The sequence below is a fragment of the Providencia sp. 2024EL-00732 genome, from assembly GCF_044006275.1.
Lineage (GTDB): Bacteria > Pseudomonadota > Gammaproteobacteria > Enterobacterales > Enterobacteriaceae > Providencia > Providencia huashanensis.
Genome location: NZ_JBIPDG010000010.1, coordinates 115532 through 132689 on the forward strand (window position 1 = coordinate 115532; position 17158 = coordinate 132689).

Genomic DNA, 17158 nt, shown 5'->3' on the forward strand with positions numbered 1-17158 from the left:
TCCTTAAAGTAGGGATAATGCTTCTAACAACGACTCCCCATTTGCAGACAAAGCAATAAAGTGAGCCTGACGCCCTTCACCTTGATAGGTTAGATGGAGCTCAAGATCCGCTTCAGGCAAAAAACCTTTACCTTGCTGCGGCCATTCAACCAAACAGATCGAATTTTCAGAAAAATAATCACGGATCCCCATGAATTCAAGTTCTTCGGGATCGGCTAAGCGATAAAGGTCAAAGTGAAAAACCTGACGACCCGCTAATTCATATGGCTCAACCAATGTATAAGTTGGGCTTTTTACATGACCTTGATGACCAAGAGCCTGCAAGAAACCACGGCTGAAGGTTGTTTTCCCTGCCCCAAGATCTCCAAACAAGTGGATCACGGTATTTTGCTGGCAAGCTTTAGCGATAGTGCAACCTAGCGCAACAGTTTGCTCTTCGTTGGCAAGTTGTATTGTACGTTCTTTCATATTGTTCTTTGATTACGTCATTAGTGAACTATCTAGCCTGTTTAGGCCTAAGATCTTTTGCATTATTGTTCATCGCGCAATAATGGATAACAGATATAACAATTAATATCATTATTACTGCTTATCTTAACCCAAGCCGGGCCATTTTTCTTAATTAACATGACTTGAATGATGAGATCAGAAATATCCTATAATAGTTCTAAATTATTGAGGCATTTTTTTCCTGTATTTTGATGAAAAACACAGGACATGATAGAGTGCCTGCCGTTTTAACCTTTACCATAATAGGATCTATGGCGACATACCTCGATCTCAATCTTCTGGCCCAGAATATCAAACAATGGGGCATTGAAGCGGGCTTCCAACAGGTGGGGATCTGCGATACAGATCTATCTGAAGAAGAACCCAAGCTGCAAGCATGGTTAGACAAACAATACCATGGAGAAATGGAATGGATGAACCGCCACGGTATGATGCGTGCTAGACCTCATGAATTACACCCCGGCACATTACGCGTCATCAGTGTACGCATGAACTACCTTCCAGCCAAAGCCGCATTTGCCAGTACACTGAATAACCCAGAGCTAGGCTATATTAGCCGTTATGCTCTTGGCCGTGACTATCATAAGCTATTGAAAAAACGTTTAAAAGTACTTTCTGACCGTATTTTAGCCTATTGTCGCGAATTTGATGGGATGATGCTAGCAAATGGTATCCATGTTGACGACCTTAACTTTAGGCCTTTTGTCGATTCAGCACCTATCTTAGAGCGTCCCCTTGCCGTTAAAGCAGGCTTAGGCTGGACAGGGAAACATTCTCTCGTATTAAATCGTGAGGCAGGGTCTTGGTTTTTTCTAGGCGAGTTATTGATTAACTTACCAGTGCCTATTGATCAACCTATCGAAGAGGGTTGCGGCCGCTGTGTGGCTTGTATGACGACCTGCCCCACTGGCGCGATTGTCGAACCTTATACCGTAGATGCAAGGCGTTGCATTTCTTACCTTACTATCGAGTTAGATAGCGCTATTCCTGAAGAATTTAGGCCATTAATGGGAAATCGCATCTATGGTTGTGATGACTGCCAATTGATTTGCCCATGGAACCGTTTTTCACAGCTTACCGATGAAGAAGATTTCAGCCCGAGACGAGCGTTGCATACCCCTGAACTTCTTGAGCTTTTTTCATGGACAGAAGATAAATTTTTAACGTTGACAGAAGGATCGGCGATCCGCAGAATTGGTTATATCAAATGGTTACGCAATATTAGCGTAGCATTAGGTAATGCCCCCTACCAAGATAACATTGTACTTGCCTTACAAAACCGTTTAGGGATCAACGGGATGCTGGATGAACACTTCCACTGGGCAATCCAACAGCAGCTCAATCGACGCAACGAAAATCAAGTAACAATTCAAACTTCACAACAAAAGCGTCTTGTACGCACCATTACTAAAGGTTTGCCTAGAGACGCCTAAAAAAAGCGCGGCTATATATTCAAAAAAAAGAATTGTCAAACAGATGTGAATAAAATAAAAAAAGGCTTAGCTACCAATAGGTAAAGAATTTGCAAGTCGTGCTCAACACATTTTAGAAAAATATATCCCACCACTAAAAATCAATGGGTTACGAAAGAGTAATTAACAAGTCATATCTTGATAATGTAAACAAAAACAACCTATCATCCTGTGGATAACTCTGTGCAATAAGTTATTTCAAACGACAATAATCGTCCATTAAGATTGGCGAGGCTGTGGATAACTTTTCAATGAGGTAATTAGAGAAAAAAACTGATTTTACGTTGATTAATCGATATAAAGTGACTAAAAGACCAAGCTACCATGAAAAAAGAGTAAAACCCGGTAAAAAATAATTTTTTGTCTAATAGGCTAACCTAACCACTTTTAAATAAAACACCAAATAGAACACCCTATTAGCAAGGGGTGGCTATTCTATGGCGACCGGATGATGAATGCAAGTAAAAATCGGAATAAGATCTGGAAAAGATCGTTTAAGCCGCGTCGATCCTAGCTTGTAGAAATTATATGTACCAAAAAGTAGTCGATCGTCAGAATTTATAACGATACGTGATTTCACTTAGATTTAAGTGTGAGTAAATAATACGAAAGAGTAATAAGAGAAAATAATACGATAAGAAAATATTGGAGCGGGAAACGAGACTCGAACTCGCGACCCCGACCTTGGCAAGGTCGTGCTCTACCAACTGAGCTATTCCCGCATTTGGTGGGTATTGCTATCACTAAAACACTAAGAAAGTTTGGAGCGGGAAACGAGACTCGAACTCGCGACCCCGACCTTGGCAAGGTCGTGCTCTACCAACTGAGCTATTCCCGCATCACGAAAATAGTGCTTTAGCTAAAACACCAAGAAAATTTGGAGCGGGAAACGAGACTCGAACTCGCGACCCCGACCTTGGCAAGGTCGTGCTCTACCAACTGAGCTATTCCCGCATCACCATTTCTAGGTATTCCACGTGCCGACTTAACTACAAAAACTTCATCGGTACGGGGAGCGCATTATACGAAAAATTCAGATTCTAGCAAGCCCCTAGACCCAAATTTTTAATTTTTTTATTCGTTTGCCGACAAAATAGTCACAATGGTGATTTTATCAACAAACGTTGTAAAAATCTGATTTCAATACATTAACATTGGTAACTTACTCAACAATAATACTTATACCAGCCTATTGACCGCAGATTTATAAACCTTTTCATCCTTTAATAAATGTCTCTCGATAATAAGCTAGCTCAGCGACTGATTCACGAATATCATCAAGGGCTTGGTGAGTATTTTTCTTAGTGAAACCCGCTAAAATCTCAGGTTTCCAACGGCGAGCAAGCTCTTTTAGCGTACTAACGTCAAGGTAACGATAGTGAAAATAGCGTTCTAATTCAGGCATATAGTTGAACAGAAAACGCCTATCTTGCCCAACACTATTGCCACAAATTGGGGATGCCCCCTGAGGAACCCATTTTTCTAAAAACTCAATAGTGGCTAACTCCGCTTCACGCTCACTCACTGTACTTTTACGTACGCGCTCAACTAACCCACTGTTGGTGTGAGTATTCACGTTCCATTCGTCCATTAACGCAAGTTGCTCATCAGTCTGATGTACTGCAATTACGGGGCCTTCTGCTAAAATATTAAGATGACTATCTGTTACAATAGTGGCAATTTCAATAATGCGATCACGAACGGGGTCGAGACCAGTCATTTCTAAATCGATCCAAATTAAATTATTCTCATTCTTTTGCATGATATACCCTAACTGCATTCTATGAAGTTAAGGTATGATAGCACTGTTCATGCCTTAAGTGACAGGTATTGCCTTAACAAGCTCTACTAACAACTTACTGTATAATTGATATTCTAAACGACTACCAATAGCAAAGAGAGGACAGGTGGCTAAACAGAAACTTTCCAAAGGCCAACAGCGCCGCGTTCAGGAAAATCATCAAAAAAGGCTTAAAAAGCAAAAAACAGTTGAGATTGATGATAGCCAATTAGGCGAAGCGCAAGAAGGCCTAGTCATCAGCCGGTTTGGGCAACATGCAGATATTGAGGCTCTCGACGGCACAATACAACGCTGCAACTTGCGTAGGACCATTTCATCTCTGGTGACTGGGGACAAAGTGGTATGGCGCCCTGCCTTAAACACACAAAGTGACATTAAAGTTAATGGTATCGTTGAAGCTGTGCATGACCGCCACTCAGTATTAACTCGTCCAGATTATTATGATGGTTTAAAGCCAATCGCTGCAAATATTGACCAAATCGTGGTGGTTTCAGCGATTTTACCTGAACTGTCTCTCAATATTATCGATCGCTATCTTGTGGCTTGTGAAACTATCGGAATTCAACCCATTATCGTGTTAAACAAAGTCGATTTACTCGATACAGAGAATCGCGAATGGGTAAGCGATTTAATGACTATTTATCGTGATATTGGCTACCAAGTTCTCGAGGTCTCTAGCCATACTAATGAAGGAATGGAAGCACTTACTAACATACTAGCAGGTAAAATGTCGGTATTTGTAGGGCAATCCGGTGTCGGTAAATCTAGTTTACTAAATACGTTACTTCCGCATAATGAAGAGGCGATTCTCGTTAATGACGTTTCAGACAACTCTGGGTTAGGCCAGCACACAACGACAACAGCGCGTTTGTATCATTTTCCGCTAGGTGGTGATGTGATTGACTCCCCCGGAGTTCGTGAATTTGGTTTGTGGCATTTAACCACGGAACAAGTGACGAAAGGATTTGTCGAATTTAAAGAATACCTTGGTGGTTGTAAATTCCGTGATTGCAAACATTTGGATGATCCTGGTTGCTTGCTGCGTGAAGCCGTAGATACAGGGAAAATTGCCGAATCACGCTTTGAAAACTACCATCGCATCTTAGAGAGTATGGAACAGGTCAAACCCCGCGGTAACTTTACAGCGAAAGACAAGTGAAGTTAGTGAGCGCTTACAACCTTGTTGTTTACGGCTCTAAATAGTTCTAAGTAGTGTTCGGCAGTAAAATTGGGTAACCCCAAAGACATGTATTTCCCTGTCACTTAGGTACCCCCTACTACCGTTTGAAATATGGCGAGTAAACTGTGTACAATAGCCGCCCTTTTGCTAACATACCTTTAAAAACCAGAGGTTAACGTGCTAGATAAATTTAAAATTCGCTTGCAATATATGCTTCCAAAACAATGCCTTACTGAATTCGCAGGCTGGTTTGCGAGCCGAAATGCAGGGTTTCTGACACAATGGGCAATTAAGCTGTTTGTAAAAGCCTATAAAGTGGATATGAATGAAGCCCAAAAAAGTGAATTGACCGCTTATTCTACCTTTAATGAGTTTTTTATCCGTCTGCTAAAAGAAGATGCACGCCCAATCGTTGAAAAAGATAATCAACTTGCCCAGCCCGCAGACGGTGCGGTGAGTCAACTTGGTTCAATTAATGATGGCATTATTTTTCAAGCAAAAGGCCACAATTACACCGTTGAAGCATTACTCGCTGGGCAATATCAATTAGCTGAGCATTTCCGCGGTGGCCAATTTATTACGACTTATCTATCGCCAAGTGATTACCATCGTGTCCACATGCCATGTGATGGTTTGCTCAAAGAAATGATTTATGTCCCTGGTGACCTATTTTCTGTGAACCCACTGACGGCACAAAACGTCCCGAATCTGTTTGCGCGTAATGAGCGCTTGATTTGCGTTTTTGACACTCCAGTTGGTTTAATGGTGCAAATTCTTGTTGGTGCAACCATCGTAGGTAGTATAGATACAGTCTGGAGCGGCTGTGTGAATGCGACTCGTGAAGGTGTAATCAAGCGTTGGGTTTACCCTGAATTAGGTTCTGAAGGTGCTATTTTCCTGAGAAAAGGCGAAGAAATGGGGCTTTTTAAACTTGGTTCAACGGTGGTTAACTTATTTGAAGCCAATAAAATCAGTTTTAACCCATCGCTGATCCCTGGTTATGCTACACGTATGGGTGAATTACTCGCTGAAACTGTAGCAGATCAAGTAGCAGAAGAACCAACTGAAGTTAAGTAAATCACTCATTCCTTAAAGGAGCTCCTTACTGTGCGTTTGATTATCAGTTTTTTTGTTAGTCTGTTAATCGTTTTTTCTTCCGTTGCGGCGCCTACGGCGGCGCAGGATGAAGCACAGATTAAGCAGGAGCTCAAACAACTTGATTCGAGTAAAAACCCCAAAGATGCAGAAATAGCTCAAGCGTTACAAGGCGCACTCAATTGGATAAACGAAACTCGTGATTCTGAAGCTAAAGCAAAATCTTATCAAAAAGCTATTGATGATTTCCCTAATATTATTAAGGAGCTAAGACAAAAGCTACTTAACGAAAGTGATCAACCTGCCCCTATCCCAGTTGGGATTAGTTTAGGGGAATTAGACCAGCGTATTATTCAACTCAGTAGCCAATTACTGGACCAAAGCCGTCTAACCCAACAGGAGCAAGATAAAGGCCGAGAGATCAGTGAGTCATTAAATGTACTGCCACAACAACTTTCTGAAGCAAGGCGTATACTCACTGAAGCAACATCACGCTTTCAATCCCTTAGTACTCCATCAACGCCTTTGGCTGAAGCCCAGTATACCTTAGCTCAAGCGGAAGTAAGTGCTCGCAAATCAGCCGTTAATGAATTAGAAATGGCGCAGTTGTCCGCCAATAATCGCCAAGAAATTTCACGTATTACTTTAGAGTTATATAAAAAACGTTATCAACGCATGGAGCTTGAGCTTCAAAAATTACGTGACTTTCAAAATACTCAACGCCAACAAAAAGCCATTTTAGCTTTAGAACATACAGAAATGTTGGCTGAACAAGGTGAATTAACGCCCTTTTTGAAAGAACAGCTTGATGTCAACCGTAAAATGTCACAAGAATTAACGGCTCAAGCTCAACGTATGAGTGCGATTACCACCAGCCAATCGGAAATATCTACCAGTATTCGCGATGCTCGCCAAGCATTAACAACCATTCGCGAGCAAGCTCAATGGATCAGTAGTTCGAGTACTCTAGGGGAAGCATTGAGGACACAGCTTTCTCGTTTGCCAGATATCCCTAAAAGCCAGCAACTTGACCGTGAAATGGCTGATTTACGAGTCCAACGCTTAAATTACGAAGATAGCCTTGATAGACTAACTAAAATTGATACCCGCGAACAAGAAACGGCTAATGAGCTAAATGCAGCCCAAATTCAGGTTTATCAATCTTTAATCAAAACACGTCGGGAGCTATTAACCTCGTTGATTTCAGGCCTTGACGCTGAAATGTTAGAACTGACAAAGTTAAATGTTGCGACAGGGCAATTAACAGATGCATTAAAAGAAGTAAAAGATGCGTCTAACCGCTACCTATTTTGGGTAGCTGATGTCCCGCCAATTAGCATCAGTTATCCCGTATTGCTAGTCACAGATATTACCCAGTTACTGTCACTTGATACCTTGTCCCAGCTTGCTGGCGCACTCAGTGTTATGGTGACAACCCAAGATACTTTTTTATATCTTTTAGGTTCAATAGCACTGGTCATTTTTAGCATCAGTACTCGCAAACATTACCAAGCATTCCTTGATCGCTCCAGTTTACGTATCGGTAAAGTGACGCAAGACCGCTTCTATTTAACCATCCGTACTATTTTCTGGTCGATTATTGTGGCACTGCCATTACCAATGATGTGGTCCGCTATAGGTTATGGGTTACAAAGTGCATGGCAGTATCCGATGGCCGTTGCCATTGGTTTTGGTGTGAGTGCAACCACACCACTTTTATGGCTGTTTATGATCAGTGAGACCTTCTCTCGCCCAACGGGGTTATTTATTTCCCACTTTGGTTGGGACAAAGACGCTGTCAAACGAGCGATGCGTTATTACCGTATGGCTATTTTTGTTATCGTCCCTCTCGTTATGGCCATTATTACCTTTGAACATTATAGTGATAGGGAATTTGCGGCAAGTATTGGCCGTTTCTGCTTCATCTTTTTGTGTATCGCATTAAGCCTAATTACTAATAACCTACGTCGCTCACAAATTCCGCTGTATATAGATAGACATGGGTCTGGGGAAAATATTGTTAATAAAGCACTATGGTGGATGATATTACTCGCCCCCATCATTGCCGCATTTTTCTCTATTTTAGGCTATTTTTCAACATCACAAGCCCTACTCGCCCGCTTAGAAACCTCCGTGGCAATTTGGTTTGTGATCCTCATTATATATCACACCATTCGTCGATGGATGTCGATGCAACGCCGTAAGCTTGCGTTTGAGCGTGCTAAGCAGCGCCGTGCAGAGATTTTGGCACAACGAGCCAAAGGTGAAGATGACAACCAACAAGCAAGTGCCAGTAGCGAAGGGAATATTGATATCGAAGAACAGGTCATTGACCTTGATACTATCAGTACCCAATCTGTTGGGCTGGTACGCTCAATTTTAACCATGATAGCCTTGGTATCACTTATTTGGCTGTGGTCAGAATTACACACTGCATTTTCTTTCTTAGAAAATATTCGCTTATGGGATGTGACTTCCACAGTAAATGGTGTTGATACTATTCAGCCTATCACGATGGGTTCTATCTTTATTGCCATTTTAACGATTATTGTAACGGCTCAATTAGTTCGTAACCTTCCAGCTTTATTGGAACTTGCAGTATTACAGCATTTAGATTTAACGCCAGGTACTGGCTACGCTATCAGTACACTAACCAAGTATGGTATCACCCTTATTGGTACCATTGTCGGCTTCTCTATGTTAGGGATTGACTGGTCAAAACTTCAATGGTTAATCGCGGCAATGGGGGTTGGGCTTGGCTTCGGTTTACAAGAAATTTTTGCCAATATTATTTCTGGTTTGATGATTTTATTTGAAAAACCAATTCGTATCGGGGACACCGTGACTATTCGTAACTTAACGGGTAGCATCACCAAAATCAATACCCGGGCAACGACCCTAACAGATTGGGATAGAAAAGAAATTATTGTGCCGAACAAGGCTTTTATTACCGAGCAATTTATTAACTGGTCACTTTCTGACACTATCACCCGTATCGTTATGACCATCCCCGCACCATCAGATGCCAACAGTGAGTTAGTGACTAACACTATTTTACGTGCAGCGAATCGCTCTACGATGATCTTAGATAACCCAGCGCCAGAAGTGTATTTGGTTGATTTACAGCAAGGGATTCAAATATTTGAGTTACGTGTCTATGCAGCTGAGATGGGGCACCGCTTACCGGCTCGTCATGAGATCCACCAAAATATTTTAGTTTCCTTTGCTGAACAAGGGATTACCTTACCATTCCCACCATTCCAAGCGAGGGTCGATGTGCGCGATAACTCACTGCAGAGTGCAACTAACAACCTCTCTGGGCGCAATCCTGCTCGTAAGTCTGGGGAGTTGTAAACCGATTATGTCGCTAGAGCCACAGCATCAAGATGAGCTAATTAAGCTGAGGATTGCCCAACTTGAACGAGTTGGGTCAATTTTATTCTTTTTGATCCCATTAATTATCTTATTAATCGTTGGTAAAAGTTTCGCATTTAATACACTCTACCTATGGCAAGCTTATTGCTTAGTCTACATTGTGATATTTCGCATGATGACGGCGACGCTTTCTTCTAAAGAGGTACAGCTGAGTATCCGACGGGGGTGGGGTTATAACCGCTTTTATCGGTTGAGTTGGAGCTACCTGATATTGTCACTACTTATAATGGCAGGGGCCAGAATTATCTCCGGCCCATCAAACTAACAATCAACTGGCTTTTTTCCCGTAGGATTTAATATAACTTTCAGCCAGTTTCTGCGCTTGTTGTAAGTCTGCGCTCTCTAATTGCTCTTCAATTTTACTTTGCAAACGGCGGCTCTCCGCATTGCCACTATAAACTGCGGTAGATAACCATGCATAAGCTTGCTGTAAGTTTTTCTTAACACCACGCCCTTCTGAATACATCACCCCTAAACGGTCTTGGGATTTGGCATCTTTTTGTTTGGCGGCTTTTCTAAACCAAAAGACAGCTTTTTCATCATCTAAATCAACACCACTGCCAATCGAATACATCTGAGCAATATGGAATTGGGCAATAACATTACCGCCTTGAGCGGCTTTTCTAAACCAAAAAGCGGCCTTTTCTAAATTTTGCGGGACGCCCAAGCCTTGAGCATACATCATTGCCATATTGGTTTCAGCGCGGGTATCACCATTTTCCGCCGCTTGCTCATACCATAACATCGCTTTATCATAGTCACGACGAACACCAAAACCATTCACAAACATGGTGCCAAGCCTAAACTGTGCGTCAGAATTCCCTTGGTTCCCAGCCCGAACAAACCAATCCGCTGCGGCTTTCGAGTCTTGAGAAACCCCGTTACCTTTAAAATAACGTTCTCCAAGTTGGAATTGAGCTTCAGGGTCACCTTTTTGCGCTAATTGTTTAATCTGCTCTATCGTGGGTTCTTGCTCTGTGGTTGCAGCAGTAGGAGCTGTACTCGGTGTTGCAATTAATACTGAGCTATAAAAAACAGAACTCACCAACAATGCTAACGCAATTTTTTTCATCCTAAGAAACCCTCAACAGTGCTATATCCATTAATATCGACCCAAACACCTAGACCCCTAGTGTAAATTTTCTCTTTGTGAGAAAAAATAGGAAAAATGACCTAATTGACTTAAAAAGCACGTTTCGCCGAATTTCAGTCCCAACTGGCTAGCTTTCTAAATTAAGTATAAATAAGTTGGGTAAATACCATACTTACCCAACTTATTACTGAAGGGCTTACCTCAACACTATACGTTACTTAAGTATTTGTTTCTTAAATAACGAGCAACAGCATCATCACTATTTGAACCGATCACTTCCATCGTCGGTAACGCATCCTTCAGTAACTGGTGGGCATTTTGCATAATACAACCCTTTCCAGCCATGGTAAGCATCTCTTTGTCATTCATGCCATCACCAAATGCGATACAATCATTTGTAGCATAGCCATGTAACCCAGCAACTTGCTTCAAGGCCTCACCTTTAGAAACCGCCCCAGCCATAACTTCAAGACAGCTACGCAAAGAAAATGTGACATTCACTTTATCTTTCCAGCGATCCTGAATTCGCTGCTGCAAATCCACTAATAGATCATGATCTTCACTGGTGTAATAAACTTTGCAAACTTCTGAGGTTTTAAAGTTATGTCGATCAAACAGTTGATAATTAAACACCGATTCTTTGAAAAACTCTTTTTGCTCTGGGCTTTCTCGGTTAATAAACCAATCATCACCATGATAATAGTTAGTGACGAGCTCTGGGTTATCAAATTCCATTAGGCAAAGCTCATGGGCGATTTGGGCATCAACATTGTGCTCAAAAATCAAGTCACCCTGTGTGTTATGAATACGAGCACCATTTGAAGTGATCATATAAGCATCGATGCCTAAGCCATCGCGGATTTGTGCAACGTCCACGTGATGGCGCCCAGTAGCAAACACAAAATGAATATCTTGTGTTTCAACTAACTGTTTTAATGTGTCTTTGGTATAAGACGTTAAGTCATGATTGGGAGATAGTAATGTCCCATCTAAATCGGAGGCAACTACTGGATATTTCATATTCAAACCCTAACTAATACTGCTCAAAAAAATCACAGATAGCGTTGAGTGCCATAGCTCTTAACGCATCCACTTCAAATAGGATTTCATGGTGTGCCCCTTCAATGACGAGAGGTAATTTTTCTTCTCTTCCTATTTGCGCTTTTTGCCGACTTTGGCAAAAAGCTTGTAGCTCTTTATTGCTGACCACTTTTTCTTCGCTGGCTTCCAACACCATCAGTGGTACATCAATGTCCCCCGCTTTCGCAATTAGCTCATCGCCCATCGCAAAACTCTCACGCAACCAGTGGTATGTTGGCCCACCTAAACGTAATTCGGGGTAATCCGCATAGTAACGCAAATAACGCCGATAACGCTCTGAGCTGTGTGTTAATACATTGATTAAATAAGGTAAAGGCTGCCACTTACCTGTTGATGCCGCATAATCATTACGCACACTCTCACGTGATTCTGCCCTATCAACAATAAAACTCGCCATCCAACGAGGCATTGGCAGATTGATACCAATCATCGGTGCGCACAGAGTCGCAGCATCAAAGGTGAGGCTATCGCGCAATAAATACCCTGCAAGAATTGCGCTCCCCATAGAATGCGCCAATGCGTAACATTTTGGGTAATGGCGATACTTAACCTCTAATTCGATAAATTTTTCAAAATCATCAATATAGTCAGTGAACTTTTCAACATGCCCTTTTTGAGGGTCTGTCAGCATACGGCCTGAACGCCCTTGACCACGATGATCTATAATAAATACGTCATAGCCTAAATGATAAAAATCATATGCTACTTCAGGATACTTCACATAACTTTCACTTCGACCAGGTGAAATGACGACCGCTTTATGGTGGGTAGGATGAATAAACCGGACATAATGAATAGGGATATCATCAACACCAAGGAAATTAAATTCTTCACGGTGCTGCCAGAAATCTAAAAGGGGGCCATTGGTAAAGGCAGAAAATTGAGTTTCTCGATTCAGCCAACTTTCTTTTAGGCTTTCAGGCGTCATCCGGTAGTTTCCTTATTTATTCATTCATAACCTTCAAGATGGTCTCGGATAAGCGTCATAAATGCATCCCCAAAACGTTCAAGCTTACGCTCACCAACGCCATTAATTAACAGTAACTCAACCGAAGAGGTTGGTGTATGTTCGGCCATTTCGATAAGTGTCGCATCATTAAATACCACAAATGGTGGGATATTTTCTTCGTCTGCTATCGATTTACGTAATTTACGCAATTTCGCAAATAGCTTCTTATCATAATTACCATGATAAATTTTGTTTTGTTGATTACGGCTTTTTGCCACTAAAACACGAGGAACTGCGAGTTGTAATGCACTTTCACCTCGCAATATTGGCCTAGCGGCTTCGGTGAGTTGCAGTGCAGAAAAGTGCGTAATGTTCTGAGTGATCATGCCTAAATGTACCAATTGGCGGATCACACTAACCCAATGCTCATTACTGTGTTCTTTACCGATACCATAAACAGGCAGCTTGTCGTGCCCTAAATCCCGTATCCGTTGATTATTCGCACCACGCAACACCTCAACAATATAGCCGATACCAAAGCGTTGACCAACACGATAAATACAAGAAAGCGCTTTTTGTGCATCAATTAACCCATCATACTGTTTCGGTGGGTCTAAACAAATATCACAATTACCACAAGGCTGCTGTCGATTTTCGCCGAAGTAGTTCAGTAAGACTAAGCGACGACAGGTCTGAGCCTCCGCAAAAGCGGCTATCGCATTCAGTTTATGCCGCTCGATATCCTGCTGCATACCTGCGGGTTTTTCTTCAAGGCAACGACGCAGCCATGCCATATCTGCTGGGTCATAAAATAGAATGGCTTCGGCTTCAACGCCATCACGCCCCGCACGACCCGTTTCCTGATAATATGCTTCAATATTACGAGGAATATCAAAGTGAGCAACAAACCGTACATTGGATTTGTTGATGCCCATTCCAAAAGCCACTGTTGCAACCACAACTTGTAAGTTATCTTTTAAAAAGGCGTCTTGTACCCACTCTCGTTGTGAAGCCTCTAGCCCCGCATGGTAAGCTGCAACACTCAAGCCTCGTTTTTGCAGGCGCTCGGTGGTTTCCTCAACTTTATTACGGCTATTACAATAAACGATCCCCGCCTTCCCTTTTTGGCTTTTAATAAAAAACCAAAGTTGATCCAAAGGCTTATATTTCTCTACTAGGGTATAACGAATATTTGGTCTATCAAAACTGCTCACATGAACCAAAGGATCACGCAGCTCTAATAAGCGAATAATATCTGCTCGAGTTGTTTCATCTGCGGTGGCCGTTAATGCCATAACGGGGATATCAGGCAAAGATTGCCTTAACTGACCTAATGAACGATATTCAGGGCGAAAATCATGCCCCCATTGTGAAATGCAGTGCGCTTCATCAACCGCCAGCAAACTGATATTCCAATTCGATAATTGGCTCAGAAAATAATCAGTCAGTAACCGCTCAGGGGCAACATATAATAATTTAATGTCACCACGGCTACATAATTCCATGATTTGGCGCTGTTCTTGGGAGGTTTGCGATGAATTTAGACAAGCCGCACTGACACCGTGTAACCGCAATTGGTCTACTTGGTCTTTCATCAGTGAAATAAGAGGAGAGACCACCAAGGTAACCCCTTCTTTTACTAAAGCAGGCACTTGGTAACATAAGGACTTGCCGCCCCCTGTTGGCATTAACACTAAGCAATCACGATTATCAAGGATAGCCCCAATAACTGCATCTTGCCCAGAGCGAAATGACTGGTAACCAAATGTACTGTTAAGCACATTTTCAGCCAGCGAAAGTTGGTTAATGACACAAGCAGTTGACACAAACTTCCTCAATCTATAAAACAAGTCGCTGCCCAGTTGAGCAGCGAATTTGTTGATTCATCAAAAGATATTTAGCTCTAACTAACAAAATCAGGTTGAGCTAACCTTAGATTACAACATGTCGTTTAACATAACACCGATACCAAATCGAGTTTGGCGATAGTTGTAGTCTATCATTGACTCGCCATATCCGCTAAACAACTGAGTATAAATTCGCACATGTTTACTAATTGGATAGCTCCAACCTAATTCAGCACCGCCATAACCGGTGTTCCAGTTATAACGACCCGTGGTTGTAAACACACTGTCACCCAGCGCATAACCGACTTTCAGGCGGTAATATCCCATATATTTTGTGATATCTGAGTTATCATCGCTACCTTCGCTTTCATGAATACGGTACCAAGGTTTTAGGTCAACTTGCCAATTGCCATTTTGTGCCATCATCCTTGCATATACCCGATTCCAGCTACGTGAGGTTGGGTCGGAACGACCATTTGATTCATGGTTAAAACCAGTTTCAATTTCACGCAAAGTCCAGCCACCCAGTTGATAATCGGTTAGCCAGCCGACAAAAACCTGCGGCTCATAATTGGTTTCACGAAAAGGAGAAGATTCTTTTTTATTGCTCAGTTGCCACCAAGAACGTTGTGTATACGAGACCGCGAGAATGGAATCATCCCCTGCAATCCCCTCCCATAAAGGAAAGGCTAAACTTAATTGAAATTTAACTTCATCTTTTAATGCATCATCCCCCCAGTTGTAGCTCGAAATCGCATTTTTATTTATCGAGGAAGTATAGGTGTAAATGATGTAATTTGATTCATACGGATACAACACAAAAGGGTTATCATAATTTTGTAATAACCCTGAAATAATGCTCCCTCTGATTGGTGTGTTGCTCGTTGTATCCTGATTTGACTGGGAATTAATTTCAGTCGCAGATAGAGAAGCAGACCAAAAACAGAGCACGGCACTCAATAACACTGCTAAAGCACGCATTAGTCATTCCTATTTTCAACATCGTCAAAAAAAAGTTTGTCCTATTTTACACATAAAACCCACAGACTGTTGAAAGATTATTCATACGTTTGTTAGAGACATATCTTATACATAATGTTAACTTATCATTTACATTTTATTCAAAGGATGAACATGATGAATGACCGTATCTATACCTTAGAAGAAGCCAGTGAGCTAATGAGCCATGCATTTATCTACAAAATGCCTTTTAACCAATTACTCGGCATTAAACTGGCCAATATGAATGATGATTTTGTTCAGCTAACAATTGAAAACCGCCAACAACTCATTGGCAACTTCACTCAAAATATTCTACATGGTGGTGTGATTGCCTCTATTTTAGATGTTGCTGGCGGAATGGTGTGTATTAACCGCATATTGCAGCGCATTGACCCGCTATCACATACAGAAATTGTGGATAAAATGTCGCGAATGGGCACAATTGATCTACGCGTGGATTATTTACGTCCTGGACGTGGTGAAGTATTTACCGCGAGTGCCAGTTTATTAAGAGACGGCAATAAAATAGCCGTCACCCGTTGTGAATTACATAATGAAAATAACCAACATATTGCGACTGCGACCGCTACTTATCTCGTTGGTTGAGTTAGTGTTGTAAATAATTAGTCACTTAGTAAACTATTAACTTGTAAAAAAACCTGAGCAATGTCACATTAGTGGCATCAAAAATCGAGCCGCACAAAAAACGGCTCGGTATCTCTGTATAAATTTCTTTTAGTTTTTAATTCAATTTCAGAGCCAACAATGAGCCAGCAAAATACTACCAAAGGCGTATTATGTGCCTTAGGCGCCTATTTTATTTGGGGTGTCGCACCTATTTATTTTAAAAGTATCCAAGAAGTGCCCGCAGAAGAAATCCTGACTCATCGTATTATCTGGTCATTTTTCTTTATGATTTTGTTATTAACCGTTTCACGACATTGGAATTATGTCCGTCAAGTACTCAAGCAACCCAAGAAAATATTACTTCTCGGCGTGACAGCGACAACAATTGCTTGCAACTGGTTAATTTATATTTGGTCTGTTAATAATGGTTATATGTTACAAGCAAGCTTAGGCTACTTTATCAACCCATTAGTTAACGTATTGTTTGGTATGTTATTTTTACAAGAGCGCTTCCGCCCTATGCAATGGTTTGCCGTCGCGCTTGCCTTAACTGGGGTATTAATCCAACTTTGGCAATTCGGTTCAGTCCCCGTTATCGGCTTAAGTCTAGCTGTAACATTTGCAACGTATGGTTTATTACGTAAAAAACTTGGCGTAGATGCTCAAACAGGGATGACATTCGAGACATTATGGCTACTACCTGTTGGCGTTATTTTCTTATTATTTTTTGCAGATAGCCCTACCAGTAACATGGCTGTCAATGATTGGCACTTGAATATTCTATTGATTGCCGCGGGTGTTATTACGACGGTGCCATTATTATTATTCACAGAGGCAGCAAACCATTTACGGTTATCCACCCTTGGGTTTTTCCAATATATGGGGCCAAGTATTATGTTCTTGCTGGCGGTCTTTGTGTATGGCGAAGTCATGACCACTGAATTATTAGTAACTTTTGGCTTTATCTGGATTGCATTAGTTTTGTTTACATTAGATGCTTTATATACTCAACAAAAGCTGAGGAAGAAATAAATTATCGCAATTTA

The 17158-nt window shown here is 41.5% G+C and carries 14 protein-coding genes and 3 tRNA genes; 7 read left to right on the forward strand and 10 right to left on the reverse strand.

Features of this window, described 5'->3' with window-relative positions:
- Positions 1-3: 3 nt before the first annotated feature.
- Positions 4-468: a tRNA (adenosine(37)-N6)-threonylcarbamoyltransferase complex ATPase subunit type 1 TsaE gene (gene tsaE, locus ACHB7C_RS15535; protein ID WP_042845821.1), complete on the reverse strand. Its 465-nt coding sequence runs from the start codon at positions 466-468 to the stop codon at positions 4-6.
- Positions 469-761: 293 nt separating this feature from the next.
- Here tsaE and queG point away from each other — a divergent pair, with 293 nt between their 5' ends.
- Positions 762-1943, forward strand: coding sequence for a tRNA epoxyqueuosine(34) reductase QueG (queG, locus tag ACHB7C_RS15540; protein WP_395347834.1), 1182 nt, complete (start codon positions 762-764; stop codon positions 1941-1943).
- A 685-nt stretch (positions 1944-2628) separates the two neighbouring features.
- On the opposite strand, the gene ACHB7C_RS15545 is transcribed toward queG, so the two are convergent.
- The 4 genes from ACHB7C_RS15545 to orn all read right to left on the reverse strand — a co-directional run bounded on the left by ACHB7C_RS15545 (position 2629) and on the right by orn (position 3744).
- A tRNA-Gly gene (locus ACHB7C_RS15545) sits at positions 2629-2704 on the reverse strand.
- A gap of 40 nt (positions 2705-2744) precedes the next feature.
- Positions 2745-2820, reverse strand: a tRNA-Gly gene (locus tag ACHB7C_RS15550).
- Between the two features lie 40 nt (positions 2821-2860).
- A tRNA-Gly gene (locus ACHB7C_RS15555) sits at positions 2861-2936 on the reverse strand.
- A gap of 262 nt (positions 2937-3198) precedes the next feature.
- The gene (gene orn, locus ACHB7C_RS15560) at positions 3199-3744 is read right to left on the reverse strand and encodes an oligoribonuclease (RefSeq protein WP_042845823.1); all 546 of its coding nucleotides are present in this window, start codon (positions 3742-3744) and stop codon (positions 3199-3201) included.
- Between the two features lie 145 nt (positions 3745-3889).
- Here orn and rsgA point away from each other — a divergent pair, with 145 nt between their 5' ends.
- The 4 genes from rsgA (at position 3890) to ACHB7C_RS15580 (ending at position 9758) form a co-directional block, all read left to right on the forward strand.
- A complete protein-coding gene (rsgA, locus tag ACHB7C_RS15565; protein WP_042845824.1) occupies positions 3890-4942 on the forward strand; it encodes a small ribosomal subunit biogenesis GTPase RsgA in 1053 nt (350 codons plus the stop codon).
- 198 nt (positions 4943-5140) lie between these two features.
- Positions 5141-6040 (forward strand): archaetidylserine decarboxylase, encoded by a 900-nt coding sequence (gene asd, locus ACHB7C_RS15570; RefSeq protein ID WP_129466646.1) that lies wholly within the window; start codon positions 5141-5143, stop codon positions 6038-6040.
- A 30-nt stretch (positions 6041-6070) separates the two neighbouring features.
- Entirely contained in the window at positions 6071-9412 is a 3342-nt protein-coding gene (gene mscM, locus ACHB7C_RS15575; protein WP_042845826.1) for a miniconductance mechanosensitive channel MscM, read from the forward strand.
- Between the two features lie 7 nt (positions 9413-9419).
- Positions 9420-9758, forward strand: coding sequence for a hypothetical protein (locus ACHB7C_RS15580; RefSeq protein WP_048605800.1), 339 nt, complete (start codon positions 9420-9422; stop codon positions 9756-9758).
- Between the two features lie 3 nt (positions 9759-9761).
- On the opposite strand, the gene ACHB7C_RS15585 is transcribed toward ACHB7C_RS15580, so the two are convergent.
- The 5 genes from ACHB7C_RS15585 to pldA form a co-directional block, all read right to left on the reverse strand.
- Positions 9762-10565, reverse strand: a complete 804-nt coding sequence (locus tag ACHB7C_RS15585; protein ID WP_129466647.1) for a tetratricopeptide repeat protein — start codon at positions 10563-10565, stop codon at positions 9762-9764.
- A gap of 228 nt (positions 10566-10793) precedes the next feature.
- Complete coding sequence (yigL, locus tag ACHB7C_RS15590; protein WP_042845830.1) at positions 10794-11606, reverse strand: sugar/pyridoxal phosphate phosphatase YigL; 813 nt, start codon at positions 11604-11606, stop codon at positions 10794-10796.
- Positions 11607-11619: 13 nt separating this feature from the next.
- On the reverse strand, positions 11620-12615 hold the full coding sequence (pldB, locus tag ACHB7C_RS15595; protein WP_042845831.1) for a lysophospholipase L2: 996 nt from the start codon (positions 12613-12615) through the stop codon (positions 11620-11622).
- A 20-nt stretch (positions 12616-12635) separates the two neighbouring features.
- Complete coding sequence (recQ, locus tag ACHB7C_RS15600) at positions 12636-14462, reverse strand: ATP-dependent DNA helicase RecQ (RefSeq protein ID WP_048605799.1); 1827 nt, start codon at positions 14460-14462, stop codon at positions 12636-12638.
- A gap of 111 nt (positions 14463-14573) precedes the next feature.
- Positions 14574-15464, reverse strand: coding sequence for a phospholipase A (gene pldA, locus ACHB7C_RS15605; protein ID WP_187549490.1), 891 nt, complete (start codon positions 15462-15464; stop codon positions 14574-14576).
- Between the two features lie 156 nt (positions 15465-15620).
- Here pldA and ACHB7C_RS15610 point away from each other — a divergent pair, with 156 nt between their 5' ends.
- Positions 15621-16091 carry a thioesterase family protein gene (locus ACHB7C_RS15610; protein WP_042845835.1) on the forward strand — a complete coding sequence of 157 codons (471 nt, stop codon included), beginning with the start codon at positions 15621-15623 and terminating at the stop codon, positions 16089-16091.
- Between the two features lie 159 nt (positions 16092-16250).
- Positions 16251-17144: an EamA family transporter RarD gene (gene rarD, locus ACHB7C_RS15615; RefSeq protein ID WP_042845837.1), complete on the forward strand. Its 894-nt coding sequence runs from the start codon at positions 16251-16253 to the stop codon at positions 17142-17144.
- Positions 17145-17158 lie beyond the last annotated feature (14 nt).